The sequence below is a fragment of the Pseudomonas sp. V88_4 genome, from assembly GCF_029967985.1.
GTDB lineage: Bacteria > Pseudomonadota > Gammaproteobacteria > Pseudomonadales > Pseudomonadaceae > Aquipseudomonas > Aquipseudomonas glycinae.
Genome location: NZ_JASCAF010000031.1, coordinates 25,575 through 50,318, shown reverse-complemented (window position 1 = coordinate 50,318; position 24,744 = coordinate 25,575). Strand labels below are relative to the sequence as shown.

Below are 24,744 nucleotides of genomic sequence, written 5' to 3'. Positions count from 1 at the left end.
CTGCCTTGTTTCAGCCTGTTCGAGTCACCGTCAGCGCGACCACGGCTATCCGGTCGACGCGCTGATAGCCCGGGTTCAGCAACTCTTCGCCGAACACATCGGGATCGAGTTCGCGGTAGATCCAGCCGAAGCGTTTTTCATCCAGCCGCGGCAATACGGTGTCGAGGAAAGGATCGCGGCCATCGACCATCGCCACACCGGTGTACAGCAGCAGCGAGCCGCCGGGGGTCAGGTGATTGAGCGCCTGTTCGACGATCCGCAGGGACAGGCCCGCCCCCAACGTCCCGCCACCGTGGCGGTAAGCTCGTCCGGCCGGATCGGCCATGTACGGCGGGTTGGCGACGATCAGGTCGAATTCACCATCCACGCCTTGCAGTACATCACTGGCGCGCACCTCGACGTTGGCCACTTCGGCCAGCGCCGCGTTGATCGTGGTCAGGCGCAGCGCGGCGGGGTTGATATCCACCGCCAGCACTTGCGCTTCGCGCCGGGCACGGCCAATCAGGATCGCGCCGACTCCGGCGCCACAACCGATGTCCACCGCCCGGTGAATGGGCGCAAAGTTCTGCTGCAAATGGCTGTGAATCAGTTGGGCAAAGCGATAGGTGTCCGGGCCGAAGAACACCGAATCGGCGGCATCGGTGGGAAACCCCGAATGCACGAACAGCAAATCATCCAGGCTCGACCAGCGCACCCGGCTCTTCAAGCGCCCGTCGAACGCATCGATCACCTGGGCGTCCTGCAATTGCCGCTGTTCGTCGGCAGAAAGCAGGCCCGGTTCGAAAGGACGCGACCATCCGAACACATCCCGCAGGCTATCGGCGGCCTGCCCTTCGTCGCGCTGGTTGACCCGTTGATGGGTCAGAGGCGTCGGGGTGATGAAACGATAGCCGTCGGCCTGCAAGCGCCGCCCCAGTTGCAGCAGCACCAGATCGTTGGCAGACAGTTGTTCTTCCTGATTCATTGAATATTTCCTTAACGCAGGCCGGATTTGAGTTGGATGAATCGGCGAGTGGCAAGCAGCCCGGCCGGATGCGCGTGCCGGGCCGGCGCGAGCCAGGGGATCAACGTTGCGAACCTGGTGTGTGCGTCCTGCCCTTGCAGCGCCGCATTCAGGCGCTGCACATCAGGGTCCTGTTCGGGCACCTCGATCGGCGCGGGAACCGAGGGGCGGCGGCGGAACGCGACGGGTTTGTCCGCAGAAATCCAGTCACCGGCAATCCAGTCGTGCACCAGTTGTTTTTCATAGGCGCTGAACACGCCGAACATCGCTGCACCATCGCCATCGATCAATTGCCAGAAGCGGCTGCCTTGGGGATCTTCGTGGCGCTTGATCCAGCCCTTGACCTGCATGGCTTTCAGGAACCCGGACAACTGCTGCGGATCGGCCAGCCACTGATTGACGGTCTTGCCTTCGAAGCGGCAATAATCGGAGTGCATGTGCTGAGCGAACGGACACTTGCGTTCGAGCATCGCCAACAACTCGCGCTCCAGGTCGAAGCCCTCGATGATTGCGCGGCTGCCCTGCCCCAGATCATTAAGTCGATAGCCCAGCGAGACCCGACGCAGAAAATCGCTGCGATCGGCTTCCAGTGGCAACAGATCAAGAACGGCCTGAACGGCTTTTTGCGCATGGCCGGTGCTGGCGTTGTCGATGGTCACGTGCAGGGTGAAATAGTACGGATCAATCCCCAGTTCGCTGAGCTCGTAACTGCTGATCAGCAGGTGCAAGGGCAACTGTTCGTAGCCAAGGTTGTAACCGATCACCTCCGGGAGAAAATCCATACCGCAGGCACCCAGGGCCAATTGCAGCGCGCCTTGCAGGTAGCGTTCGTCGGGCAGAGGATTGCTGGGTTCGAGGCCTTGTTCGGCGAGCAACTGACGGTAGATCACCACGTGATTCTGCGCCGGATTGCCATCACCCAGCTCTTCCAGATAGGTGCTGAGCAGGCTGCTGAAGCGCGGATCGCGCCACTGTCCGAGCAAGCCGTAGAGCCAGGCGCCATCGACCAGTTTGGTCGGCGCCACCGCTTGGAGGAAATACAGCGCATGAGCCTTGCAACTGAAGAACCGTCGCGCGCCCCCAGCCTTGCGTTGTTGCAGGTAGTCGGCATATTGCCGGGCGACTTCGGCACAGTGCTCGGCCACCCAGGCATGCCACTGCGCGGGGTCCGATGGCAACTCATCCTTCAACTGCGCGGCTTGCAGCAGTTGATCTTCCAGAAAGGCGCGCGCCAGCGGCTGCGGATGTTCGTCGGCTAAAAGCGCTTCATGGATACGCCGCAACTCACCCGAAGAGTCGAGCGGTCGCGATTGGGCGGGGGCAGCTTGCAGGTGAGTCAGGACAGTCATGGCAATGTTCTCGATCGATTGGCAGGACGCTCAGTCACTCGCCTCTAGTGCAGCAGAGAGGCTTGGCGCGTCAAAAATTCAATCGGCTTGAAAATTGCCCTGACGGACGGAGCCTTCGGCTCGCTCCTTGCTTGAGCAGAGCGGTCGAAGGCTGTGGGATGAGAGGGTCAGGTTGTGCCCTTGGCCTGCTGCTCCAGGTGGACCTGCAACTCGGGGTCGATCTGCAACGCCGCCGCCAGTTCATCCAGATAATTGCGCTCGGCGTCCTGCTGATCGTCCACCAGCATCACGCTGGCCAGATACATTTCGGCGGCCATCGCCGGATCGTTCTGCGCCGCCTGGGCGACTTCGGTGGGATCCAGCGGTTTGGCGACTTCGTCGTCGAGCCATTGCTGCAGGTTCGGGTCGTCAGTGTGCTTGCCGATTTCGCTGCTGATCAGGTGTTTTTCCGACTCGTCGATCCGCCCGTCAGCCTTGGCTGCCGCGATCAGCGCCCGCAGAACGGCGTGGCTGTGTTCTTCGACTTGCGGGCCGGACAGCAGGTCCGCAGTTTGCGGCGCCTGCTGCGGCGCGGCGGACGCCTGGCTGCGTTGCCAGGCCTGATACGCCTGGAACGCCATCATGCCCAGCGAGGCCAGTGCCGCGTAGTTGGTACCGCCAGAACGACGCTGCGTGCCACCACCCAGCGCGCCGCCACCGCCGAGCAATCCGCCGAGCAGCCCGCCCAGGCCACCCAGTCCGCCAGCCGGAGATCCACCCCCGGAAACATCGCCACCGCCCAGCAAACCACCGAGCAGCCCGCCCAGTCCCCCGCCGGCCGACGCGCCACCTGGTTGTCCGGCCGAGGCCTGGCCTCGCAGCAGTTGTTCGAGCAGATCGCTGGTGTTCATGACGTCGTCCTCAGGCAAAGGGGTATGACTGCGTCAGGCAACGATAGCCCTCCTGATGTGATGTGCCAGCACCGTTGGGCTGACGTGGCCATGGGCAAGTGATTCTCCAGAGAAATTTTTTCCCGGCCAGCTAATCTTCACGCATGGGTGAACCTTGACCCGGCCCGACCGGTCGATAACTGCAACCCCGACCCGGTTGGTCGCCGCCCTTGCTGCCCGAGGGTTTACGCGGCTTGCTGCACTTTCTGGAGAACGCCTTCGTGATATCGACCGTCCACATCGCCAGGCTCAAGGCCTGGGGCGCCCATGGTTTCACCGCGACCGGCGTGGTCACCGCCTTCCTGGCCACCCTTGCCCTGCTGGAAAACCAGCCAATCCACTGCCTGATGTGGCTGGGCGTGGCGCTGATCGTCGACGGCCTCGACGGGGCGCTGGCGCGCAAGGTCAACGTGCAGTCGGTGCTGCCGAGTTTCGACGGATCGATCCTCGATCTGGTGATCGATTACCTGACCTACGTGTTCATTCCGGCGCTGTTCATCTATCGCTACATTCCCCTGCCCGACTACACCCTGCTGCTGACCGTGTCGCTGATTCTGGTGTCGTCGCTGTTCTGCTTCTGCAACGTCAATATGAAGAGCAAGGACAACTACTTCGTCGGTTTCCCCGCTGCGTGGAACGTGGTTGCCTTGTGCCTGTACATCATCGATCCGGGGCCATGGATCACGTTCCTGACGGTGATTGGCCTGGCGCTGCTGACCGTGACCCGGATGAAGTTTTTGCACCCGTTCCGGGTACGCCGGTTCATGCCGATCAACATTGCCGTGACGGCGATCTGGCTACTGTGCAGTCTGTCGCTGGTGCTGAACCACCCGGTAATCAACCCGCTGGTGATGGGCTTGTGGCTGCTGGCGTCGGCGTACTTTCTCGGCATCTGCATCTGGCGCACGGCGCTGGAGTGGTTTGACGGTGCGCATCTGAAATAGAAGCTTTGCAGGGATCCCTGTGGGAGCGAGCAAGCTCGCTCCCACAATGGTTTCAGCGCTTGGTGATGACGACCTCCAGATATTCACTCGGCACCACCATCGATTCCGCTCCCGCCCGGTTCAACCCGTCGATCAGTAAAGCAAGATCTGTCTCCAGCGCCTGACCGCTCTCCGGCGGCAACGCCACGAACGCCTTGTGCACCGGGCCGTACCAGTGGCGAAACACATCAATGAAATGCGCCGCCGAGCGGTAGCGAAAGTTGAAGTGGCGGCGGGTCACCTGGACCTGGAACTGGCGATCATCGAAGTTCGAATGCAGCCAGGCTTCCGCGCCCCAGTTCGAGGGCGGTTGCGCACCGGGTGGCGGTGGCAGATAGCGCCCGAGGGTCTTGAACATCTGGCCGACGAAGCCTTCCGGCGTCCAGTTGGCCAGGCCGATCCGTCCGCCCCGGCGACAGACCCGCGCCAGCTCCTTGGCCGCTTTCGCCTGATCCGGGGCGAACATCACGCCGAAGGTCGACAGCACTGCGTCAAAACTGGAATCGGCAAACGGCAGCGCTTCGGCATCGGCGACCTGAAAGGTCACGTCCAGATGCTCGGCGCGCGCCCGGTCCTGGCCGCGTTCCAGCAGCGCCGCGACATAGTCGGTGGACGTCACCAGACAACCCCGGCGCGCCGCCGCCAGCGTGGCATTGCCGTTACCGGCAGCAACGTCCAGCACCTCTTCATCGCAGCGCAGGTCGCAGGCTTCGGCGAGGGTTTCACCGACAATCTGCAGCGTGGTGCCGATCAAGGCATAGTCGCCACTGGCCCAGGCGACTTTCTGGCGTTCCTTCAGGGCAGTGAGATCAATGGGGGTACTCATGAATGGGGGCTCCACGGCAGAAGGGTCAAGCGTCACTCGGCGGTCGTCGGGTCGATGATGCTCGTCACCCGGGACACGCTGTTGGCCGGAAATCCCCCACGCCTGGCGTGTTCGCGCACCAGTTCCTCGTTGGGTGCGATGTACACGCAATAGATCTTGTCGGCAGTCACATAACTCTGCAGCCACTGCACCTGCGGCCCGAGTTCACGCAGCACGTTGCAGGACGTTTGCGATACGGCCTTGAGTTCTTGCTCCGATAGCTTTCCGGCTCCTGGAATCTCGCGTTCAATCACGAACTTCGGCATGGCAACCTCGCTTTCTTTTTATCAGTGACAAGGCCGGCATCGACCCTGCTTCGCCACTATCGCGCGGGCGCTGGCCGGCGTCCCTGTCAATCGTCCGGAGAGCCCATAAAACCGGGCGTTGGCCGATGAATGGCGGGATTTTGTAAAGGCCTCGAAACAGATACGGGAAAAGCGAAACGGCCCGGGAAGATTAACCCCGGACCGTTCGCTTTCATTGATCAGGCCGCAGGCGCCTTGGCCTCTTTGAGCAGTTGCTGAATCATCTGCTCCTGCGCCTGATAACTGCCCTCGCCAAAGTGGGTGTAACGCACCTGCCCCTTGGCGTCGACCAGGTAATGCGCCGGCCAGTACTGGTTATCGAAGTTGCGCCAGATCGCGTAGTTATTGTCGATGGCCACCGGGTAGGTGATGCCGAGCTTGTGCACCTGATCCTTGACGTTGTCGATGATCCGCTCGTAGCCGTATTCCGGGGTGTGCACGCCGATCACCACCAGGCCGTCCTTGCCGTACTTCTTCTCCCACTCTTTAACGTACGGCAGGGTGTGCTGGCAGTTGATGCAGTCGTAGGTCCAGAAGTCCACCAGCACCACTTTGCCGCGCAGGGATTCAGCGGTCAGTTCCGGCGAATTCAACCATTGCACTGCGCCGGACAGCGACGGCATCGCGCCTTTGCTCGCCTCGTCTTCGGTCGAGTCTGCACGGACTTTGCTGACAAAGTAGTCCACCACTTTCGGCACGTTCTCCAGCACGCTTTTCTCGACCGATGCCACGCCTTGGGACGAGGTGTTGGCCAGCAGCAGGTTGTCGGCACCGGTGGCGATCACCGCCGCCGTCGCCAGCACCGCAACACCCGCACCACGGCGGAACCAGCCGGTGAACGGAATCGACGGCTTCAGCCGATTGACCAGGCCACGACCGGCGAAGATCAGCGTCCCCAGCGACAGCGCACTGCCCAACCCGTAGGCCAGCAGCAACAGGCTGGTCTGGGCATTGGCGCCTTGCAGCATGGCGCCGGTGAGGATCACACCGAGGATCGGACCGGCGCACGGCGCCCACAGCAGACCGGTGGCGACACCGATCATGATCGAGGCCATGGGTCCGGTCTTTTTCCGGGCGTCGGGGTCGAGGCGATTGCCCAGCAGCACGAAGGGCCGCGCCAGCCAGTCACCGATACGGGCGGAAATCAGCGACAGCGCAAACAGCACCATCACCGCCAGCGCAATGTGGCGACCGGTGTTGCTGGCCTGAATCACCCACTCGCTGCTGACCACCGCCAGGCTGGAGATCAGGGCAAAGGTCAGGGCCATGCCGCCGAGGGTCAGCAGGATCGAAGAACGGGTGCGGTCGGCACCGGCGAACAGAAACGGCACCACCGGCAGGATGCACGGACTGAGGACAGTCAACAGACCGCCCAGGAAAGCGATGAGAAACATGAGGTTCACCTTTTGAATGAGGGGTGGTCTGTTGAGTGGTTCGGGGGGCGCCCGTTACGGGCAGCCCCCTTCAATCCTCAAGCCGTCTGGCTGTCCAGCCATTGGCTTTGTGGCGTACGGCTGGCACCGTTTTCAGCCAGCGTCTGGCCTTGCGGCGTACGGCTGGAGCCGTCGGCGGCCAGTGTTTGGCCTTGTGGCGTGCGGCTGGAGCCGTCGGCAGCCAGTGTCTGGCCTTGTGGCGTACGGCTGGAGCCGTCGGCGGCGATCAGGCCGTCGCTGCCCGGCTTGGCCACCGGGGCCAGTTGGAAGCAGGTGCTGCTGCCACAGCTGTTCTGTTCGACGGCAGCGTTGGCGTGGGCCGCGACACCGGCGAGGGAGAAGGCAACAGCGGTCAGATAGCGCGATACGTTGTTCATGGCGATGTTCCTTTTATAGAGGTGGTTAATCAGTTGTCTTCGTTGCAGCCGTCGGCGAATTTGCGGTAGTCGAGCACCTGGGTCTTGCCGGCCGAGTCGAGGTAGGTCAGGCGAGCGTCGACGATGCCGCAGGTCATCGAGTTGTCCTGTTTCAGCGACACCACTTTCTGGATGTCCAGGTGGCTGCCGTAGGAGTAGGTTTGCGGGGGGACATCGGCTTCGGCGCGGGCCGACAGAGTGCAAATGTTCAAAGCGGCAAACAGGCAAGCGGCAGCGATCGATTTGGTCTTGGCGTTCATGGCGTTTTCCTCGGGGCTTCAATGGTTGAATCGTTGATTGGGCCGAGGCGTTCTGTGTGTGCCTCGATGGAGCCCATTTAAAGCTCGCGAGGTATCGCGCATGTGTCGGCAAATGCCGTGTATAAATCGCTACGTATCCGCACGCGCCCGGGATACACAGCGATACAAAACCCTGTAAAAATCCGCTTTTTGCGTCGGCGTGTATCCGTCACAGCGCTGGATACACTGCAATACAAAGGCAGGCAGGCGGCCTCGCGCAGGCTCGATAGACTGCCCGGCAATCCCCTTTGATTGAGGTTTGGCCCCATGGAACATGTCGATCACATCCTGATCGTCGACGACGACCGCGAGATTCGCGAACTGGTCGGCAATTACCTGAAGAAGAACGGCCTGCGCACCACGGTGGTTGCCGATGGCCGGCAGATGCGAAGCTTTCTGGAAGCCAACACCGTCGACCTGATCGTGCTCGACATCATGATGCCCGGCGACGATGGCCTGCTGCTGTGCCGAGAGTTGCGCTCGGGCAAACACAGGGCCACGCCGATCCTGATGCTCACTGCGCGCAACGATGAAACCGACCGCATCCTTGGTCTGGAAATGGGCGCTGACGATTACCTGACCAAACCGTTCGCCGCCCGCGAACTGCTGGCGCGGATCAATGCCGTGCTGCGCCGCACCCGGATGCTGCCGCCGAACCTGGTGGTCACCGAAAGCGGTCGGCTGCTGGCGTTCGGTCGCTGGCAGCTCGACACATCGGCTCGGCATCTGCTGGACAAGGACGGCACCATGGTCGCGCTGAGTGGCGCGGAATACCGTCTGCTGCGCGTGTTCCTCGACCATCCGCAACGGGTGTTGAGCCGTGATCAATTGCTGAATCTGACCCAGGGCCGCGACGCCGATCTGTTCGACCGCTCCATCGATCTGCTGGTCAGCCGTCTGCGCCAGCGCCTGCTGGATGACGCCCGTGAACCGGCCTACATCAAGACCGTGCGCAGCGAAGGCTATGTGTTCTCGCTGCCGGTCGAAGTCCTCGGAGCCCCCGCATGAATGTCGCCCTGCGCTGGCCGCGCACCCTCGCCTCCCGCTTGTCGCTGATTTTCCTGATCGGGCTGATCCTCGCTCAGGCGCTGTCGTTCGGCGCGCAATATTACGAGCGCTACGAAAGCGCGAAAAACACCATGCTCGGCAACCTCGAAACCGACGTCTCGACCTCGATTGCCATTCTTGATCGTCTGCCCGCCGAAGAACGCCCGATGTGGCTCAAACGTCTGGCGCGCAAGAACTACGGTTATCTGCTGAGCGAAGGCGAACCGGGCACGCCGCTGGACCCGCAGGACGTACCGATTGCCGTCACCTCGATTACCGACGCAATTGGCGAGGCCTATCCGCTGACGTTCACCGATATTCCCGGCCCGATAAAACACTTTCAAGGCCACCTGCGCCTGAGCGACGGCAGCCCGGTGACCATCGATGTGCGCCCGTCGATGGTGCCGCTGTCGCCGTGGCTGCCGGTGGTGTTACTCGGGCAACTGGCGCTGATGCTCGCCTGCACCTGGCTGGCGGTGCGCATCGCCATCCGCCCCCTCACCCGCCTCGCCAACGCGGTGGAAACCCTCGATCCCAACGCCCACCCGATCAACCTCGACGAAAAAGGCCCGAACGAAGTGGCTTACGCCGCCCGCGCTTTCAACTCGATGCAGGCGCGCATCGCCGCGTACCTCAAAGAACGCATGCAATTGCTGGCGGCGATCTCCCACGACCTGCAAACCCCGATCACCCGCATGAAACTGCGGGCGGAGTTCATGGACGATTCGGCCGAGAAAGACAAACTGTGGAACGACCTCGGCGAGATGGAACATCTGGTGCGCGAAGGCGTGGCCTACGCCCGCAGCATCCACGGCTCGACCGAAGAAAGCCGGCGCACCAATCTGGATTCGTTCCTCGACAGCCTGGTGTTCGACTATCAGGACATGGGCAAGGAAGTGCAGTTGAGCGGCAAGAGTGACGCGGTCATCGACACCCGCCCCCACGCGTTGCGCCGGGTGCTGGTCAACCTGACCGACAACGCGCTGAAGTTCGCCGGCGCTGCCGAGTTGCTGATTCAACGCGACAGGAACGAACTGTCGATCAAGGTCATGGATCGCGGCCCGGGCATCGCCGAAGAAGAACTGGCCCAGGTGATGGAGCCGTTCTACCGCGTGGAAAACTCTCGCAACCGCAGTACCGGCGGCACCGGGCTCGGGCTGGCGATCGCCCAGCAACTGGCGTTGGCGCTGGGCGGTTCGCTGACGCTGAGCAATCGCGACGGTGGCGGGTTGTGTGCGGAGCTGAAACTGCCATTGAGCTGAGCACCAGCGGTCGCTACTGTCAGATCTGACAGTAGCCGGCCAGGCAGAATTATTGTGGGATGACACCTCGCTCAGCCGTCGCGTGGTGAACCATGTCCCTGCTCGATTCTGTCACTCAAGCCTGTCGGCGGCTCGCGCCGGGCGGCTGGCACTCGCTGATGCTGGCTCATGGTCTGGATATTCTCGCCGTACCGCTCAAGGACGAACTGCTCAAACCATTGCGTATCGACCGGTCGCTTCCCGGTTTTGAAGACTTTTGCCCGGCCGGCAATCGGGCGATCGAACCTGTCCGGCCTGCTCAAAGCCTGCTCTTCCATGCGCTGGCGTCGCCGAGGGTCACGCGCGATGCAAGTGGTCAGCCCCTGCAAACCTATCCAACCCCTGTCGAGATCCGGGCTGTTCTGAACTACGTCTTCGGCGTCCTTCCACCCTCGCTCAAGGATTTGCAGCGAAAGGCCCAGGGCGAACCGCTGGCCGTGGCAGTGTTTGCCAGCGAGTACCGTTGCGCCCCCGACACGGTTCATGGTGAGCACGCCGATCTGTGTTACTCGCGCAGCGGTATTGCTCGTGTGGGCAATACCAGCGCCCTGTACGCCCCCGAGCTGCGCTGCTTCTTGCCGTTCGTTCAGGACGACCCCTACGGCATTCGCATAATGCCGGTGCATTACAGCGCCTATATCGCCGTGCAACGCCAAGGAAATCACGAACAGTTCGGCCCGATGGATGCTCAGCCGGACGTCGATCCCGCACTGAAATTCTGGGTGCCGATGCACAAGCTGTTCGATGGCAAGGAATGCCTTGCGGGACTGGATCTGGAGGTGAAATTCAAAGCTTTTCATATCAATGAAAAGATTCGCCACATCCATCTGCGTCACAGCGACACCGGCTGGCAAGAACCGGATATTTCCCAATCCCCCTTTGTCATCACCGATGGCCTGGCAACGCTGGAGGTGGAGCGCGGATCGGGGTCGAGTCTACTGCTGCCCCGGCCCAGACCCCGGCTCGCCGAGCAGGCCTGTTACCGGGGCCAGTTGTTGTCATTCACGATGCCCAGGGACTCGGGGGGCATGATCCATGGTCGGTCAATGCTGCACGACAATGGCACCATCGAAGATCTGAACCACCGCGAGGGTGTCGCCGAGCTGGTGAGGCAAGGCGGCTATCGCGCCCTGCACTATCGGGACGGCACGGCCGACGGTTATATCCGTGCGCGCTGCCCGTCGCTTGGGCACCTGCAATCGATACCTGCCTATTCGATCATTGCCTCCCCGTGTTTCTTTCCGTTTTGCCACCCGCGCCGCCTGATGCACTGGGCCAGTCAGGTGCCAGTCTTTAACGACCCGAACATCTGGCATGCCCGACTGCAGGCGTTATCGAATGTGCGCTATTGCGCCAACCTGACACTCGCGGGTCAGCCATTCTCCCCGGAGGATCAGGGAGTCACCGCGATTGTCGGCTTGCCGCGCAAGCCGGTCTCAAGGCCGCTGACCGGCGCGCACCCTGTCGGCATCGACCGTCCGTCCACATTGCCGGACGGCGAAGCCGGACTTTTCGCCCCGGGTTGGGGGGTAGGCCGAGTGCGTGAGCAAAGCCCGGACGGTAGCTGGATCGACCATCTCGCCGGTTACCAGATGGCCAGTCCTTTTCCCGAAGACGCCAGAATCTGCGCAGCACTGGGCTCTTTCTGGCCAGGCCTGGCCCCCGACTCTGCGAGCACTTTCGAGCCCCGCTCCAGCCTGCACACCATTATCCCTTTGACCAATAGGGAAACCGGAAGAGGCGCCGTCGCCTGGGACAACCAGCCATCCCCGCAACTGATCCAGGATCAGGGACGGACGTTCGTCCGTTACCACGCCTACGAATACAGTGATTACACGCAGGTCACGCTTGAAAACCGATTCTCCCTGCAGCAGACCGGCGCAATCACCCAGCAGGAATATCAAGACCGGGTGCTCTCGATGTACCGCGTGTACAACGTACTCGGCGCGGGAACCGACAAGGCCTTGCGTAATACGTGGCCGTTGCTGTCCTTCATCCGTGTGGAGCGACCCGATCCGGAATTGGAATCGGCGCAACAGCAGGTCGGTATCGTGTTGCGCGGTTGGGTCTATCGCTTCCTGATGTACGAACGCGGCGTCATGAGCATCCCTGCCGAAGACTTCAAATGGAGGGATGTGCAGGTCAAACAACAAGTGCGACTGTTCGTCAGCGCCGAAACGATACTGGTCAAATACGAAAATGCTGCGTGGCAACTCGCCCTTGAAGCGCTTTGATGTCGTGGTGATCGGTGGCGGTCCGGCGGGATCGGCGGCAGCGATCGGTTGCGCACAACGCGGTCTGCACGTGGCATTGATCGAGCGTCAGGAATTCCCGCGATTTCGCCCCGGTGAGAGCCTGCATCCAGGACAAGGGTTCATGGCGAGGCTTTCAGATTCCACGGGCAACGCTGGACACAGCGTTATTGCAGCACGCCGCAGCGCTGGGGGTGATGGTGCTCCAGCCGTGTCGCGCACTCGCCGTCCTCAGCGTGAAAAATCGTGTGACGGGTGTCAGAACCGATTCAGGCCCGTTGAGCGCCGACTATGTAATCGATGCCAGCGGCTCGTCAGCCTGGCTGCATCGACAGCTGGGACTGACCATGCGCCGCTGTTCGCCACGTCTGATTGCCCGTTACGGTTACGTCCGGGGTTGTCCATTCGCTTATCGGCACGCACCGCACTTGTCAGCGGTTCCCGGTGGATGGACGTGGATCGCAAACGTGCAGGCGCAATTGACGCACTGGACGCATCTGGCCTTCGACGCGCCGAACCTGCGCCGACCGGCGGTTCCAGAGCAGCTGCAACACTGGCCCGCGCAAGGCGCCATCCACGGCGCCGATGTTACGTGGCGCATCAGCACCGCAGTCGCCGGTAGCGGCTACTTCATGGTCGGTGACGCCTGCAGTCAGCTTGACCCGGCGTCTTCCCATGGCGTGCTCAAGGCCTTGATGACCGGCATGCAGGCCGCGCAGGTGGTGTCCGACTGCATCGGGCAACCCTCTGTGCAATCGTCGGCTCAGAGGCAATACAGTCAATGGCTGGGCGACTGGTTCGAGAAAGACATGGCACAACTGCGTCGCTTCTATCGCCTTCATCCTGATCCGCCACGCTGGCTGCAACCTCATGTCTGACTCAGACAACGCCGATCACACCGTCCTCGTGCAGTTGCTGCAACAGCGCCAGTCCGCTGTCCATGAATGACACTGTTTCCAGCAACCCCGCCTCCAACGCCAACCCTTGCAGTTGCTCGCGACCGCTCAACAACGGGAACTCCTCGATCCGCTGCAACAACCGCCAGGCCAATGGGCTCAGCTCGGAAAACTTCACACTCCAGTCCGTCGTACGCCGCACCAGCAAAAGCGTCGGCTGGACAGATGGCGTGGCCGGTTGATGATCCGGCCCCAGCATCTGCACCGGCCAAGTGTACGCCAAGGGCCAAGCCAGTGCCGAAACCTGCAACGGCCGATCCAGCAAGTGCGCCGGATCACTCGCCGGCAAGGGTTCGGCATCGGACTGCTGCAACACCATTTCCACCCATTCGTAATGCGCCAGCTCCACGAGAAACGCAGGCCATTTTCCGTCGTTTAATACGGCAGGTTCCGACGCGAGGTAACCGACAAACTCTTCGGCGATCTCGCCGAATTTCGGCGTCTGCGCGCGGTAGTCCCGCAGGAAGCCACGAATCAATATGCGCCAGCGTTCCTGGCCGATGATCCGGATCAGCACCGGAAACGTACCGCCCAACAGTTGCGAGACGTTGTTGAACACCAGATCGCGATAGACATTGACCCGCGCCGCGTTCATATCGGCGGGCGGCGCTTCATGGCCCGGATCGCGCAAATAGCGGGTCAGGGCCTGTTGTTGCAGCAGAAGATTATCCACGCGGGCCTCCTTCGGTTTGCAGACGGCGAATGGTTTGCAGCTCGGCCACCAGTTCAGAAAACGCCGGGAAATTGAAATCCCGCTCCAGCAAGGTCGGCTGCGCGCCGAATCGGGCATAAGCGTCGGCCAGCAACGACCAGACCACCGGTTTGACCGAGGCGCCGTGGGTGTCGATCTTCAGCGTGTCGGACTCGTCGAAGTGCCCGGCCACGTGCATGCCGACCACCCGGCCCGGCTCGATGGCGGCCAGAAAGGTCTGCGGATCGAAACCGTGGTTGATCGAGTTGACGTAGACGTTGTTGACGTCCAGCAGCAGATCACAATCGGCCTCGCGCAGCACGGCGTTGGTGAAGGTCACTTCGTCCATGTCCTGCCGAGGCGCGGCGTAGTAGGAAACGTTTTCCACCGCCAGTCGCCGGCCGAGAATGTCCTGGGCCTGGCGTATCCGCGTGGCGACGTGGTGCACCGCTTCTTCGGTGAACGGCAACGGCAGCAGGTCATAGAGGTGACCGTCGTCGCTGCAATAGCTCAGGTGTTCGCTGTACAGCGGCACTTTGTGATGATCGAGAAAAGTCCGCACTTCGCGGAGGAAACCAACGTCCAGCGGCGCCGAGCCACCAAGCGACAACGACAGCCCGTGGCAGGACAACGGATATCGCTCGGCCAGCCCGCGCAGCGCGGCGCCATGGGCACCGCCGACGCCGATCCAGTTTTCCGGCGCCACTTCCAGAAAGTCGAAATCGCCGGTGCGCGCGGCTTGCAGGTCTTTCATCAGGCCGCGACGCAGGCCGAGTCCGACGCTGGCCTGCAAGGTGAGGTGGGGAGTCTGCATGGGCTAGATCTCTGCTGAGGAGCCGCCGGGCGTGGCGACTGACAGGACCAGTTAAACGGACGGGTGTATCGCGGCTGTGTGGGTAATGCGCGGAAAGTGGCGGGTTTTGTATCGGTGGTGAGCCTGTACACAATGGGATACAGAACCGCTGCCCTCTTCGTGAACGGCGAGTTACGAATTCATTGACGTATTCGCCGGTTTTCGTTAGCTTTGCCCCCATCGAAGCGACTGACCAGATGAGATTGAGCGCTTCCCAGCAGCGAGAGCTGTAACCGCGCAAGGCGGTTCGCAAGTGGTGTCTGGATCTGCTTTACCGAATCGAAAAAAGGCGCCTTTGGCGCCTTTTTTCGTTTCTGGGGTCAGCGTTTGGTAGAGGTCGGTTGACGAAGGTAGACCTTACCGCACAGCAGCATAAATCCCATTTTCCCGAATAGCCTGGGCGGCTTTTCAGTCTGGTGGTAGGCGCTTTCCACGACCAGATTGAGATCTTGCGGCTTCCCTTCTGCAGCGCGGCGTAACTCAAAAAAGACATGGTAGGGCCCGCTCGGATCCTCAATCATGATGGAGTACGCCCAGTTTCGCATCGCCGCCGTTTCACGGACTTTAGCCTGTGGATGATTCAACCCCTTGATCACTGGTGGCAGTGACAGTGAAAGGCGGTAGCGGATCATGCAAAAGGTACGCTGGCGCTGGGCATGGTCGAGCAGGATTGGCTCTTCAGCCGGATGTAAGGTTTGATCGTAACCCTTGCTGAAACAATGATTCTTAAAAGTGACATGCACGCGTAAATCACGCCTCGCCAATTGGCTCTGAATCGTGAATGTAAAGGGTTCTAGATGAGAAAGGTTGTACGTCAATCCGCCTATGCACAGCGGTGGAAAGTAGGCGGTCAATTCGCTCTCCGTTGCATCCAATGCATTAATTTATTGCTGCGATTCGGCTCGCGTTCACCATCGGTGAGTAACTCGGCAAGACGACAGAGCTCATACCTTGTAGCGGGGATGGATCTCGGCGGATGCAATCAGTCTGTGCGAGGAAGTGGCTTCGGACTTCACAGATAAACAAAGACTTCAGCACTCAAAAGTCCTTGTCTCGACCGAGTCGATTCAGAATATGGGATAGCGTCACGTCGAAGTTGTAGGCAAAATCTGCGTGTTGCGTAAGGAAGTGCGCCTAGCGTGCTTTCGCCGGCAAGAAGACCGGCTAGACTCAATCAGTACCCAGTCGAGGGGGACGCAGGACAGCAGTGTCGCCCTGCCCGTTTCCACGACCACCGCCCGGTGGTGAATGCCTCGACCCCCAACGCCACCGGACTGTGATCCTGTTAAAGGAGCACATGAAATGGACGAGGCCAGACTCAACGAATTCATGGGCAAACTGGTCAACGACATGGGCGGCGCGGCGATGCTGGCCAATGTCATCGTCGGCGAAGAACTCGGCCTTTACCGGGCGATGGCCGACAGTCAGCCGATCAGCCCCGAAACCCTTGCCGAAAAAACCACCTGCAACCCGCGACTGGTGCGCGAATGGCTGAGCGCCCACGCGGCGTCCGGCTACATGGAACACCACGACGGCAAGTTTCGTTTGCCGGAAGAACAGGCGCAGGCCCTGGCCAAGGAAGACTCGCCGGTGTACGTGGCCGGCGGCCTCGGCGTGGTGGCGTCGTTTTTCCATGACAAGGACAAACTGGTCAAAGCCATGCGCGGCAACGGCGCCCTGCCCTGGGGCGATCACCATCCGTGCATGTTCACCGGCACCGAGCGCTTCTTCCGCCCCGGCTACAAGGGGCATTTGATCGCCGAATGGCTGCCGGCGCTGGACGGCGTGGTGGCCAAACTCGAAGCAGGCGCCAAGGTCGCCGATATCGGCTGCGGTCACGGTGCGTCCACGGTGATCATGGCCCAGGCCTATCCCAACTCGCGCTTTGTCGGCTTCGACTATCACGCGCCTTCAATCACCGTTGCCACCCAACGGGCCGAAGAAGGCGGCGTCAGCAGTCGCGCGCGGTTCTTCCAGGGCACGGCGAAAAGCTATCCCGGCGATGACTACGACCTGATCTGTTATTTCGACTGCCTGCACGACATGGGCGACCCGGTCGGCGCTGCCAAACACGCCTTCGAATCCCTGAAAGACGACGGTACGGTGCTGCTGGTCGAGCCGTTTGCCAATGACACCCTGGATGAAAACATCACGCCGGTCGGGCGCTTGTTCTACGCCGCGTCAACGTTCATCTGCACGCCAAATTCGCTGTCCCAGGAAGTGGGCCTCGGCCTCGGTGCGCAGGCAGGCGAGTCACGCTTGCGCAAGGTGTTTACCGAAGCCGGCTTCAAACACTTCCGGCGGGCGACGCAAACGCCGTTCAACCTGATTCTGGAGGCGCGCAAGTAAAAACCGGGCACAGGACGTGCCTGCCGGGGAGCGTCCGTCAGTGCTAACCTGCAAGGCACTTTTCGCCTGCGGAGCGCTGATCATGCTCGACCGTCCCCTCCCCGACCCGCTCGACTACCTGCAACAAGTCATGGCCGACGGCGACTTCATTGTGCTGACCGGCGCCGGCATCAGCACGCCGTCGGGCATCCCGGACTACCGCGACACCGACGGCGTGCGCCGTGGCCGGCAGCCGATGATGTACCAGGAATTCCTCGCCGCCCCGGAATCGCGCCGCCGCTATTGGGCCCGGGCCATGCTCGGCTGGCCGCGCGTGCGCCAGGCACGGCCGAACGCTGCCCATGAGGCTTTGGCCAGTCTGCAAAGCCACGGGCGGATCGGCGGTTTGATTACTCAGAATGTCGATACCTTGCACGATCAGGCCGGTAGTCACGACGTCATCGAACTGCACGGCAGCCTGCACCGGGTGCTGTGTCTGGATTGCGGTCAGCGCAGCGAGCGGGATTCGATTCAGCAATTGATGGAAACGCAGAACCCGTATCTGGCCGGCGTCGATGCCGTGCAGGCGCCGGACGGCGACACTCTGCTCGATCCGGCCTTCGAGGCGCGCTTCCAGGTGCCGCACTGCCCGCATTGCGCAGGCGAACGAATGAAACCGGACGTGGTGTTTTTTGGTGAGAACGTGGCGCAGCCAACGGCGGCGCGGGCCATGGCGCTGGCGGAAAATGCCGCCGGGATGCTGGTGGTGGGTTCGTCGCTGATGGCGTATTCGGCGTTTCGCCTGTGCCGGGTGATTGCGGACCGGGGCAAGCCGCTGATCGCGATCAATCTGGGGAAAACGCGGGCGGATGAGTTGCTGGATTTGAAGATTGAAGCGTCCTGCGAACAGCTATTACCGTTGCTGACACAACGCCTGATTTCATGACCTGCCCAGGTCAGTGTTCAGCCTTGAGAATGTCAAAAAGCGCCTGCGCCGCCGCCGACAGTTCATTCCCCGGATCCGTCAGCACGCCAATCGCCCGCTCCACCACCGGCTCGTGCAAGTTCAGGCAATGCGCACCCAACTCGCGCATCTGCCCGGCACACAACGCCGGAACTGCACTCACTCCCAGCCCGCTCGCCACCATCCGCCCGACGGTCGCCAGTTGATGGCTTTCAAATTCCACCGGCAGCTTCATGCCCCGGGCCTGCAAGTGTTCTTCCAGCATCACCCGCACCGTGGACGGTCGTTGCAGGGTAATGAACGGTTCCTGCAGCAAGGTCTGCCAATCGATGTCACTACGGTTGGCCAGCGGCGAATCCTGCGGTACCACGGCGACGAAGCGATCCCGGTAAAGCGGTGTGAACATCAGCGAGGTGTTCTGCATCGGCTCGAAGGCCACGCCGAGTTCGACCTGACGATCGCGAACCATTTCCAGCACTTGCTCGTTGATCACGTCGTTGACCGTGACATTGACGTTCGGATAACGCGCGCGGAAGGTCTTGAGGATCGGTGGCAACAGGTTACCGGCAAACGACGGCATCGCCGCCAGTGTCACCCGCCCGCGCTGAAGACTGAAGCGCTGGCGCATTTCGTCTTCCGCGTTGTCCCAGTCGGCGATCAGGCGCCGGGCCAGCGGCAGCAGCGATTCCCCTTCCGGGGTCAGCGCCACGTTGCGCGTGTTGCGGCTGAACAGGCGCCCGCCGAGGCCCTCTTCCAGCGCCTTGATGGTCAGGCTCAGCGCCGATTGCGACAGGTGCAGGCGCTCGCAGGCCACGGCAAAGCTCAGGCTCTGGGCGACGGCGAGAAAGGCGCGGATCTGCTTGATGGTCATGGTCGTTTCACTTGAAGGGCTAAGCTGAACGTCCGTCCGCCAACAAGGGAGGACATTTAATGAGCTTTATCAATCAATCAACCTTAAAAATCAACTTAACAAATATATCCTTCAGCGCGACACTCCAGTCATTCGGCTAGCCAGCCGCCCGACAAACAATAAAAGAGGTGCATATGGCAGGTTTCGACAAGCGCGTGTATTCCTACGAGGAAGCCATGGCAGGTCTTGAAGACGGCATGACCGTAATCGCCGGCGGCTTCGGCCTGTGCGGCATCCCGGAAAACCTGATCGCCGAGATCAAGCGCAAGGGCACCCGCGACCTCACCGTCGTCTCCAACAACTGCGGCGTTGATGGCTTCGGCCTCGGCGTGCTGCTGACCGACCGCCAGATCAGCAAGGTGGTCGCCTCTTACGTCGGCGAAAACAAGCTGTTCGAAGAGCAATTGCTCAAAGGCGACATCGAAGTCGTACTGACCCCGCAAGGCACCCTCGCCGAGAAAATGCGCGCAGGCGGCGCCGGCATCCCGGCGTTCTTCACGGCTACTGGCGTCGGCACCCCGGTCGCCGAAGGCAAGGAAGTACGTGAATTCCACGGTCGCAAGTACCTGATGGAAGAGTCCATCACCGGTGACTTCGCCATCGTCAAAGGCTGGAAAGCCGACCACTTCGGCAACGTCATCTACCGCCACACCGCCCAGAACTTCAACCCGCTGGCCGCTACCGCCGGCAAGATCACCGTGGTCGAAGTCGAAGAAATCGTCGAACCCGGCGAGCTGGATCCGGCACACATCCACACGCCCGGCATCTACGTCGACCGGGTCATTTGCGGCACGTTCGAAAAACGCATCGAACAACGCACCATCCGCAAATAATCCAGGCTGACGGAGAACAAGAACATGGCACTTACCCGCGAACAAATGGCTCAACGCGTCGCCCGCGAAATGCAGGACGGCTACTACGTAAACCTCGGTATCGGCATTCCAACCCTGGTCGCCAACTACATCCCCGAAGGCATGGAAGTCATGCTGCAATCGGAAAACGGCCTGCTCGGCATGGGCCCTTTCCCGACTGAAGACACCATCGACGCCGACATGATCAACGCCGGCAAACAGACCGTAACCGCGCGCATCGGCGCATCGATTTTCAACTCCGCCGAGTCCTTTGCCATGATCCGCGGCGGTCACGTCGACCTGACCGTGCTGGGCGCGTTCGAAGTGGACGTGCAAGGCAACATCGCCTCGTGGATGATCCCGGGCAAACTGGTCAAGGGCATGGGCGGCGCGATGGACCTGGTGGCCGGCGCCGACAACATCATCGTCATCATGACCCACGCGTCCAAGGACGGTGAGTCCAAGTTGCTGAGCCAGTGCAGCCTGCCGCTGACCGGCGCCGGTTGCATCAAGCGCGTGCTGACTGACCTTGCGTACCTGGAAATCGAAAATGGCGCTTTTGTCCTCAAGGAACGCGCACCTGGCGTCAGCGTCGAGGAAATCGTCGCCAAAACCGCTGGTAAGCTGATCGTCCCGGATCACGTACCAGAAATGCAGTTCGCTGCCGAGTGAGGAATTCGAAAATGCAAGACGTCGTCATTGTTGCCGCCACGCGTACCGCGATCGGCAGTTTCCAGGGTTCGCTGGCCAGCGTCTCCGCCGTGGATCTGGGCGCAGCGGTCATCCGCCAGTTGCTTGAGCAGACCGGTCTGGACGGTGCCCAGGTCGATGAAGTGATCATGGGCCAGGTGCTGACCGCCGGCGCCGGCCAGAACCCGGCGCGCCAGTCGGCGATCAAGGCCGGTCTGCCACACGCCGTGCCGGCCATGACCCTGAACAAGGTGTGCGGCTCGGGCCTCAAGGCCCTGCACCTCGGTGCACAGGCGATCCGTTGCGGCGACGCTGACGTGATCATCGCCGGCGGCCAGGAAAACATGAGCCTGGCCAACTACGTCATGCCCGGCGCGCGCACCGGTCTGCGCATGGGCCACGCACAAATCGTCGACACCATGATCAGCGATGGCCTGTGGGATGCGTTCAACGATTACCACATGGGTATCACCGCCGAGAACCTGGTCGAGAAATACGAGATCAGCCGCGAGCAGCAAGACGCCTTCGCCGCTGCGTCGCAACAGAAAGCCGCCGCAGCCATCGAGGCCGGTCGTTTTGTCGATGAAATCACTCCGATCCTGATCCCGCAGCGCAAAGGCGATCCGGTGGCGTTCAAGATTGACGAGCAGCCACGCGGCGACACCACCGCCGAATCCCTGGCCAAGCTGCGTCCGGCCTTCAAGAAGGACGGTAGCGTCACTGCCGGCAACGCTTCGTCACTGAACGACGGCGCGGCTGCGGTCATTCTGATGAGCGCCGAAAAAGCCAAGGCCCTGGGCCTGCCGGTGCTGGCGAAAATCGCCGCCTACGCCAACGCAGGCGTCGACCCGGCGATCATGGGCATCGGCCCGGTGTCCGCCACTCGCCGCTGCCTGGACAAGGCTGGCTGGAACATCGACCAACTGGATCTGATCGAAGCGAACGAAGCCTTCGCCGCGCAATCGCTGGCAGTGGCCAAGGATCTGCAATGGGATCTGGACAAAGTCAACGTCAACGGCGGCGCCATCGCCCTCGGTCACCCGATCGGTGCATCGGGCTGCCGTGTGCTGGTGACCCTGCTGCACGAAATGATCAAGCGTGATGCGAAAAAGGGTCTGGCGACCCTGTGCATCGGCGGCGGTCAGGGCGTGGCCCTGGCGCTGGAACGCGCGTAAGCGCAAAGAGGTTCAACAGCGGGCAGTGGATCCACGACATCCATGGCCCGTTGGCAACAAACCCGGTACGACTCACGTCGCACCGGGTATTTTTTTGCCTGATTTTCATGTCGGGCTTTCTCGCCCCATCGCTGGCAAGCCAGCTCCCACAGGGTCAGGGGGTGCTCAAAGAAGTTGAATCCACCCTCACCCACTGTGGGAGCTGGCTTGCCAGCGATGGGGCCGGTTCAGTCAACACAAAAACATCTGCTCACACTGCCAACTGCAGAATCAACCACGCATTCGCCCCACTGATCAGCACAAACAATCCCCACGCCAGCACCTGCGTCGGTAACCGATTCACAAACGGCCCCATCAGCTGTTTGTCGTTGGTCATGCGAATCAGCGGATACAGCGCAAACGGCAATTGCAGGCTCAACACCACCTGGCTCAGCACCAGCAACTTGCCCACCGCGCCATCGCCCATCAGCCACACGCCGATGAATGCCGGGATCAGCGCCAGCCCACGGGTGATCAGACGCCGCTGCCAGCAAGGGATTCGCAGGTTCAGATAGCCTTCCATGATCACTTGCCCGGCGATGGTGCCGGTGAAGGTCGAACTCTGCCCCGACGCCAGCAGCGCCACGCCGAACAGCACGCTGGCCAGCGCGCCGCCCACCAGTGGGTCGAGCAAATGATAGGCGTCCTGGATGTCGACCACGTCGGTGTGTCCGGACTGATGAAAGGCTGCTGCCGCGAGTATCAGGATCGCCGCGTTGACCAGCAACGCCAGCGCCAGTGAACCAATGGTGTCGATGCGCGCCAGCTTCACTGCGTCCTGCTTGCTGGCCAGATCCTTGCCGATCAGCCGCGTCTGCACGATCGAAGTGTGCAAGTACAGGTTGTGCGGCATCACCGTGGCACCGAGGATGCCGATAGCCAGGTACAACGGCGCAGCATCGCTGATCGCCGACAGCGACGGTTTGAAGCCTAGGGCGACGTCCGGCCAGTACGGTTTGATCAACAGCAATTCAACAAAGAAGCACGCGCCGATGGTCCCGACCAGCACCAGCATGATCGCTTCCAGCCGGCGGAAACCACGATTTTGCAGGGCCAGCACCAGCAACGTATCGAATGCGGTCAGAGCGATACCGAACGTCAGCGAACAACCGAGCAGCAAGTGAAACGCCAGCGCGCAGCCGAGCACTTCTGCCAGGTCAGTGGCGATGATCGAGATTTCCGCCAGCACCCATTGCAGCCGCGCCGTCGGAGTGCTGTAGCGTTCGCGGGAAAGCTGCGCCAGATCGCGCCCGGTGGCGATGCCCAGCCGCGAGCACAGGCATTGCACGACCATGCCCGCCAGACTCGCCAGCAACACCACGAACAACAGGCTGTAACCGAAACGCGAACCGGCCTCGATGGCAGTGGCCCAGTTGCCCGGATCCATGTAGCCGATCGACACCAGCAAACCGGGGCCGGCAAAGCGCAGCACGCGTTTGAAGAACGAGGCGTTGGGATCGACCGGGACACTGCCGGCCACTTCCGGCGGGCAGAACGGCGCCGTGGCGATCTTGGGCAAACTGAATTTCACGAACACATCCAGAAACAAGTCGAAAGGCGCAGCTTAGACGTTTCAGTCGGCGCGCCCAAGAGCAGATGTGATGGACTCAGGGTTTGGCGTCGCCCAGCAATTGCTGGCGCAGCTCGGGACTGCGCGTGCGCGGGTCAAGCCAGATGTCAAAAAATGCCCGGGCAAACTGCGGATCATTAATTTCATGCTGCAACTGCTGCCCGACAAAGAACCGCGCGCCTTGGCCCGGCAAATACACTCCGGTGATCCGCGTACCGGCCTGCACATCGACAAATGATTGCTGCATCTGGGTTTGCCACACGGCCAATTTCACCGGGCTGAGGGAGGAACCGGCCAGACGCTTGATCTCGTCGACGCTGGCCTTCACCAGATCGTCGCGGGAAATGGAGCGTCGGTAGATCAGCTCAAGGGCAAAGGGTTGGCCGTCGGCCAGCGGTCGCGCCGCGCTCCACAACCGGGCGTTGTAGACGTCGAAGCCGAACACGCTGAAATCGCCGGTGCCGATGATTTGCGCGCCGGGGACTGCGTCCTGCCAGCTGGCCCAGGTAGGTGTCAGCAGCAAGGCCCACAAGCCGATACCGCAGCATCCACGCAACAACTTCGGTGTATTGCTCATCGCGCTATCGACTCCGGTAAACCCTGACACTCATAGCATAGTCCGCTATCACGCCTGTTATTTTGTATACATGTTTTGCATGCACACGCAGCAATCCGCCAATGACAATGCTAACGTGGCCCCACTGCCCCCGACGGAGACACCTGCGTGCTGATCCTTAAACTGCTGCTGATTCCTGGCTTCCTGCTGCTGATTTCCCTCGCGGGCAAGCGTTGGGGCCCAAGTGTCGCCGGGTGGCTGTCGGGGTTGCCGGTGGTGGTCGGGCCGATTCTGTTTTTCCTCGCCATTGAGCAGGGCCCGGCGTTTGCCGCGCAATCGGCGGTGGCGGCGCTGTCGGCCATGTTTGCGATGATCGCGTTTTGCATCACTTATGCGCAGGTGGCGCAGCGGGCGAACTGGCCGTTGGCGCTGGTGGTTTCCTTATCGGTCTGGGCCGTGCTGGCGCTGATTCTGTCGCTGATTCCTGCGTCATTGCCTTTCTCGGTCGCTGCCGCCGCAACCGCCCTCCTCGCCGCGCCGCATCTGTTTCCCAAGGTGCAACCGGTGGTCAGCGGCCCGGCGCCGAAATCGGACAAACTGGTCTGGCGGATGATCGCCGGAGCCGCATTGACGCTGGTGGTAACCATGCTGGCCAGCACCGTCGGCGAGCGCTGGAGTGGTCTGCTCGCGGTGTTCCCGGTGCTCGGCAGCGTGATGGCGGTGTTTTCCCAGCAGACCCGTGGCCCGGCGTTTACCGCCGCGTTGTTGCGGGCGACGGCCACGGGGATGTATTCGTTTTCGGCGTTCTGTCTGGTGCTGGCGCTGACGGTTCCAGGCCTGGGCTTCGCCGGCTTCGGCGTGGCAGTGGCCGTTTCGGTGGCGATGCTGGGCGTCACCCGACAACTGCTGGCCAAACCGGTGCCGGCGCCGAACTGACCCCGGCCGGACAAACCGCGCTGGAGTGCCGGGCACGCTCCAT

Annotated in this window: 25 protein-coding genes and 1 pseudogene; 12 read left to right on the top strand and 14 right to left on the bottom strand. The window is 61.7% G+C overall.

The window, feature by feature from the left end:
• Positions 1-10: 10 nt before the first annotated feature.
• The 3 genes from QLG12_RS10015 to QLG12_RS10005 all read right to left on the bottom strand — a co-directional run bounded on the left by QLG12_RS10015 (position 11) and on the right by QLG12_RS10005 (position 3,242).
• A complete protein-coding gene (locus QLG12_RS10015; RefSeq protein ID WP_282474408.1) occupies positions 11-964 on the bottom strand; it encodes a methyltransferase in 954 nt (317 codons plus the stop codon).
• An 11-nt stretch (positions 965-975) separates the two neighbouring features.
• Positions 976-2,352 carry an iron-containing redox enzyme family protein gene (locus tag QLG12_RS10010; protein ID WP_197871083.1) on the bottom strand — a complete coding sequence of 459 codons (1,377 nt, stop codon included), beginning with the start codon at positions 2,350-2,352 and terminating at the stop codon, positions 976-978.
• Between the two features lie 167 nt (positions 2,353-2,519).
• Positions 2,520-3,242, bottom strand: a complete 723-nt coding sequence (locus tag QLG12_RS10005) for a tellurite resistance TerB family protein (RefSeq protein ID WP_197871081.1) — start codon at positions 3,240-3,242, stop codon at positions 2,520-2,522.
• A gap of 260 nt (positions 3,243-3,502) precedes the next feature.
• Between QLG12_RS10005 and pcsA the strand changes: the two genes are divergently transcribed.
• Positions 3,503-4,225, top strand: a complete 723-nt coding sequence (pcsA, locus tag QLG12_RS10000; RefSeq protein ID WP_197871079.1) for a phosphatidylcholine synthase — start codon at positions 3,503-3,505, stop codon at positions 4,223-4,225.
• A 52-nt stretch (positions 4,226-4,277) separates the two neighbouring features.
• On the opposite strand, the gene QLG12_RS09995 is transcribed toward pcsA, so the two are convergent.
• The 5 genes from QLG12_RS09995 to QLG12_RS09975 all read right to left on the bottom strand — a co-directional run bounded on the left by QLG12_RS09995 (position 4,278) and on the right by QLG12_RS09975 (position 7,543).
• Positions 4,278-5,090, bottom strand: coding sequence for a class I SAM-dependent methyltransferase (locus QLG12_RS09995; protein WP_197871077.1), 813 nt, complete (start codon positions 5,088-5,090; stop codon positions 4,278-4,280).
• 32 nt (positions 5,091-5,122) lie between these two features.
• Entirely contained in the window at positions 5,123-5,395 is a 273-nt protein-coding gene (locus QLG12_RS09990) for a DUF4242 domain-containing protein (RefSeq protein WP_197871075.1), read from the bottom strand.
• 218 nt (positions 5,396-5,613) lie between these two features.
• Positions 5,614-6,828 carry a cytochrome c biogenesis protein DipZ gene (locus QLG12_RS09985; protein WP_236194532.1) on the bottom strand — a complete coding sequence of 405 codons (1,215 nt, stop codon included), beginning with the start codon at positions 6,826-6,828 and terminating at the stop codon, positions 5,614-5,616.
• A 77-nt stretch (positions 6,829-6,905) separates the two neighbouring features.
• Complete coding sequence (locus QLG12_RS09980) at positions 6,906-7,244, bottom strand: hypothetical protein (protein ID WP_236194531.1); 339 nt, start codon at positions 7,242-7,244, stop codon at positions 6,906-6,908.
• A 29-nt stretch (positions 7,245-7,273) separates the two neighbouring features.
• The gene (locus tag QLG12_RS09975; RefSeq protein WP_282474407.1) at positions 7,274-7,543 is read right to left on the bottom strand and encodes a DUF2790 domain-containing protein; all 270 of its coding nucleotides are present in this window, start codon (positions 7,541-7,543) and stop codon (positions 7,274-7,276) included.
• A gap of 306 nt (positions 7,544-7,849) precedes the next feature.
• Here QLG12_RS09975 and QLG12_RS09970 point away from each other — a divergent pair, with 306 nt between their 5' ends.
• From QLG12_RS09970 to QLG12_RS09950, 5 genes and pseudogenes are all read left to right on the top strand, one after another.
• Positions 7,850-8,590, top strand: coding sequence for a response regulator (locus tag QLG12_RS09970; RefSeq protein WP_007956289.1), 741 nt, complete (start codon positions 7,850-7,852; stop codon positions 8,588-8,590).
• Positions 8,587-9,891, top strand: coding sequence for a HAMP domain-containing sensor histidine kinase (locus QLG12_RS09965; RefSeq protein ID WP_197871069.1), 1,305 nt, complete (start codon positions 8,587-8,589; stop codon positions 9,889-9,891). The genes QLG12_RS09970 and QLG12_RS09965 overlap by 4 nt, the downstream gene beginning before the upstream one ends.
• 92 nt (positions 9,892-9,983) lie before the next feature.
• Positions 9,984-12,164 carry a hypothetical protein gene (locus QLG12_RS09960; protein WP_282474406.1) on the top strand — a complete coding sequence of 727 codons (2,181 nt, stop codon included), beginning with the start codon at positions 9,984-9,986 and terminating at the stop codon, positions 12,162-12,164.
• Positions 12,130-12,252 (top strand): annotated as a pseudogene (locus QLG12_RS09955) (FAD-dependent oxidoreductase); the annotation flags it as partial. The gene QLG12_RS09960 and the pseudogene QLG12_RS09955, both read left to right, overlap by 35 nt.
• A 100-nt stretch (positions 12,253-12,352) precedes the next feature.
• The gene (locus QLG12_RS09950) at positions 12,353-13,060 is read left to right on the top strand and encodes a tryptophan 7-halogenase (protein WP_282474405.1); all 708 of its coding nucleotides are present in this window, start codon (positions 12,353-12,355) and stop codon (positions 13,058-13,060) included.
• A gap of 1 nt (position 13,061) precedes the next feature.
• On the opposite strand, the gene QLG12_RS09945 is transcribed toward QLG12_RS09950, so the two are convergent.
• The 3 genes from QLG12_RS09945 to QLG12_RS09935 all read right to left on the bottom strand — a co-directional run bounded on the left by QLG12_RS09945 (position 13,062) and on the right by QLG12_RS09935 (position 15,536).
• Positions 13,062-13,811: a putative DNA-binding domain-containing protein gene (locus tag QLG12_RS09945; RefSeq protein WP_197871063.1), complete on the bottom strand. Its 750-nt coding sequence runs from the start codon at positions 13,809-13,811 to the stop codon at positions 13,062-13,064.
• Complete coding sequence (locus tag QLG12_RS09940) at positions 13,804-14,643, bottom strand: DUF692 domain-containing protein (protein WP_197871055.1); 840 nt, start codon at positions 14,641-14,643, stop codon at positions 13,804-13,806. The genes QLG12_RS09945 and QLG12_RS09940 overlap by 8 nt, the downstream gene beginning before the upstream one ends.
• A gap of 359 nt (positions 14,644-15,002) precedes the next feature.
• Positions 15,003-15,536, bottom strand: a complete 534-nt coding sequence (locus QLG12_RS09935) for a hypothetical protein (RefSeq protein WP_282474404.1) — start codon at positions 15,534-15,536, stop codon at positions 15,003-15,005.
• Between the two features lie 448 nt (positions 15,537-15,984).
• Here QLG12_RS09935 and QLG12_RS09930 point away from each other — a divergent pair, with 448 nt between their 5' ends.
• Positions 15,985-17,031, top strand: a complete 1,047-nt coding sequence (locus QLG12_RS09930; RefSeq protein ID WP_197871051.1) for a class I SAM-dependent methyltransferase — start codon at positions 15,985-15,987, stop codon at positions 17,029-17,031.
• Positions 17,032-17,113: 82 nt separating this feature from the next.
• Positions 17,114-17,956, top strand: coding sequence for an NAD-dependent protein deacetylase (locus QLG12_RS09925; RefSeq protein ID WP_282474403.1), 843 nt, complete (start codon positions 17,114-17,116; stop codon positions 17,954-17,956).
• Between the two features lie 10 nt (positions 17,957-17,966).
• Here QLG12_RS09925 and QLG12_RS09920 read toward each other — a convergent pair whose 3' ends face one another.
• Positions 17,967-18,845 (bottom strand): LysR family transcriptional regulator, encoded by an 879-nt coding sequence (locus QLG12_RS09920; RefSeq protein ID WP_197871046.1) that lies wholly within the window; start codon positions 18,843-18,845, stop codon positions 17,967-17,969.
• A 173-nt stretch (positions 18,846-19,018) separates the two neighbouring features.
• Between QLG12_RS09920 and QLG12_RS09915 the strand changes: the two genes are divergently transcribed.
• Genes QLG12_RS09915 through QLG12_RS09905 form a run of 3 tightly spaced genes read left to right on the top strand, consistent with a single transcriptional unit; the run spans position 19,019 to position 21,600 of the window.
• Entirely contained in the window at positions 19,019-19,717 is a 699-nt protein-coding gene (locus tag QLG12_RS09915) for a CoA transferase subunit A (RefSeq protein ID WP_007956274.1), read from the top strand.
• Positions 19,718-19,741: 24 nt separating this feature from the next.
• A complete protein-coding gene (locus QLG12_RS09910; protein ID WP_011333516.1) occupies positions 19,742-20,407 on the top strand; it encodes a CoA transferase subunit B in 666 nt (221 codons plus the stop codon).
• 11 nt (positions 20,408-20,418) lie between these two features.
• Positions 20,419-21,600: an acetyl-CoA C-acetyltransferase gene (locus QLG12_RS09905; protein WP_197871042.1), complete on the top strand. Its 1,182-nt coding sequence runs from the start codon at positions 20,419-20,421 to the stop codon at positions 21,598-21,600.
• A gap of 250 nt (positions 21,601-21,850) precedes the next feature.
• On the opposite strand, the gene QLG12_RS09900 is transcribed toward QLG12_RS09905, so the two are convergent.
• Positions 21,851-23,170 carry an Nramp family divalent metal transporter gene (locus QLG12_RS09900; protein ID WP_282474402.1) on the bottom strand — a complete coding sequence of 440 codons (1,320 nt, stop codon included), beginning with the start codon at positions 23,168-23,170 and terminating at the stop codon, positions 21,851-21,853.
• Between the two features lie 76 nt (positions 23,171-23,246).
• On the bottom strand, positions 23,247-23,786 hold the full coding sequence (locus QLG12_RS09895; RefSeq protein WP_064382372.1) for a chalcone isomerase family protein: 540 nt from the start codon (positions 23,784-23,786) through the stop codon (positions 23,247-23,249).
• Positions 23,787-23,933: 147 nt separating this feature from the next.
• Here QLG12_RS09895 and QLG12_RS09890 point away from each other — a divergent pair, with 147 nt between their 5' ends.
• A complete protein-coding gene (locus tag QLG12_RS09890) occupies positions 23,934-24,701 on the top strand; it encodes a hypothetical protein (protein ID WP_197871038.1) in 768 nt (255 codons plus the stop codon).
• Positions 24,702-24,744: the final 43 nt, after the last annotated feature.

Excerpts from the sequence above, each read along its gene's own strand:
- QLG12_RS09940 (WP_197871055.1), bottom strand. The coding sequence starts at position 14,643 with ATGCAGACTCCCCACCTCACCTTGCAGGCCAGCGTCGGACTCGGCCTG.
- QLG12_RS09925 (WP_282474403.1), top strand. The coding sequence starts at position 17,114 with ATGCTCGACCGTCCCCTCCCCGACCCGCTCGACTACCTGCAACAAGTC.
- QLG12_RS09915 (WP_007956274.1), top strand. The coding sequence starts at position 19,019 with ATGGCAGGTTTCGACAAGCGCGTGTATTCCTACGAGGAAGCCATGGCA.
- QLG12_RS09990 (WP_197871075.1), bottom strand. The coding sequence starts at position 5,395 with ATGCCGAAGTTCGTGATTGAACGCGAGATTCCAGGAGCCGGAAAGCTA.
- QLG12_RS09920 (WP_197871046.1), bottom strand. The coding sequence starts at position 18,845 with ATGACCATCAAGCAGATCCGCGCCTTTCTCGCCGTCGCCCAGAGCCTG.
- QLG12_RS10005 (WP_197871081.1), bottom strand. The coding sequence starts at position 3,242 with ATGAACACCAGCGATCTGCTCGAACAACTGCTGCGAGGCCAGGCCTCG.
- QLG12_RS09980 (WP_236194531.1), bottom strand. The coding sequence starts at position 7,244 with ATGAACAACGTATCGCGCTATCTGACCGCTGTTGCCTTCTCCCTCGCC.
- QLG12_RS10015 (WP_282474408.1), bottom strand. The coding sequence starts at position 964 with ATGAATCAGGAAGAACAACTGTCTGCCAACGATCTGGTGCTGCTGCAA.
- QLG12_RS09965 (WP_197871069.1), top strand. The coding sequence starts at position 8,587 with ATGAATGTCGCCCTGCGCTGGCCGCGCACCCTCGCCTCCCGCTTGTCG.
- QLG12_RS10010 (WP_197871083.1), bottom strand. The coding sequence starts at position 2,352 with ATGACTGTCCTGACTCACCTGCAAGCTGCCCCCGCCCAATCGCGACCG.
- QLG12_RS09930 (WP_197871051.1), top strand. The coding sequence starts at position 15,985 with ATGGACGAGGCCAGACTCAACGAATTCATGGGCAAACTGGTCAACGAC.
- QLG12_RS09905 (WP_197871042.1), top strand. The coding sequence starts at position 20,419 with ATGCAAGACGTCGTCATTGTTGCCGCCACGCGTACCGCGATCGGCAGT.
- QLG12_RS09910 (WP_011333516.1), top strand. The coding sequence starts at position 19,742 with ATGGCACTTACCCGCGAACAAATGGCTCAACGCGTCGCCCGCGAAATG.
- QLG12_RS09975 (WP_282474407.1), bottom strand. The coding sequence starts at position 7,543 with ATGAACGCCAAGACCAAATCGATCGCTGCCGCTTGCCTGTTTGCCGCT.
- QLG12_RS09960 (WP_282474406.1), top strand. The coding sequence starts at position 9,984 with ATGTCCCTGCTCGATTCTGTCACTCAAGCCTGTCGGCGGCTCGCGCCG.
- QLG12_RS09985 (WP_236194532.1), bottom strand. The coding sequence starts at position 6,828 with ATGTTTCTCATCGCTTTCCTGGGCGGTCTGTTGACTGTCCTCAGTCCG.
- QLG12_RS09895 (WP_064382372.1), bottom strand. The coding sequence starts at position 23,786 with ATGAGCAATACACCGAAGTTGTTGCGTGGATGCTGCGGTATCGGCTTG.
- QLG12_RS09995 (WP_197871077.1), bottom strand. The coding sequence starts at position 5,090 with ATGAGTACCCCCATTGATCTCACTGCCCTGAAGGAACGCCAGAAAGTC.
- QLG12_RS09970 (WP_007956289.1), top strand. The coding sequence starts at position 7,850 with ATGGAACATGTCGATCACATCCTGATCGTCGACGACGACCGCGAGATT.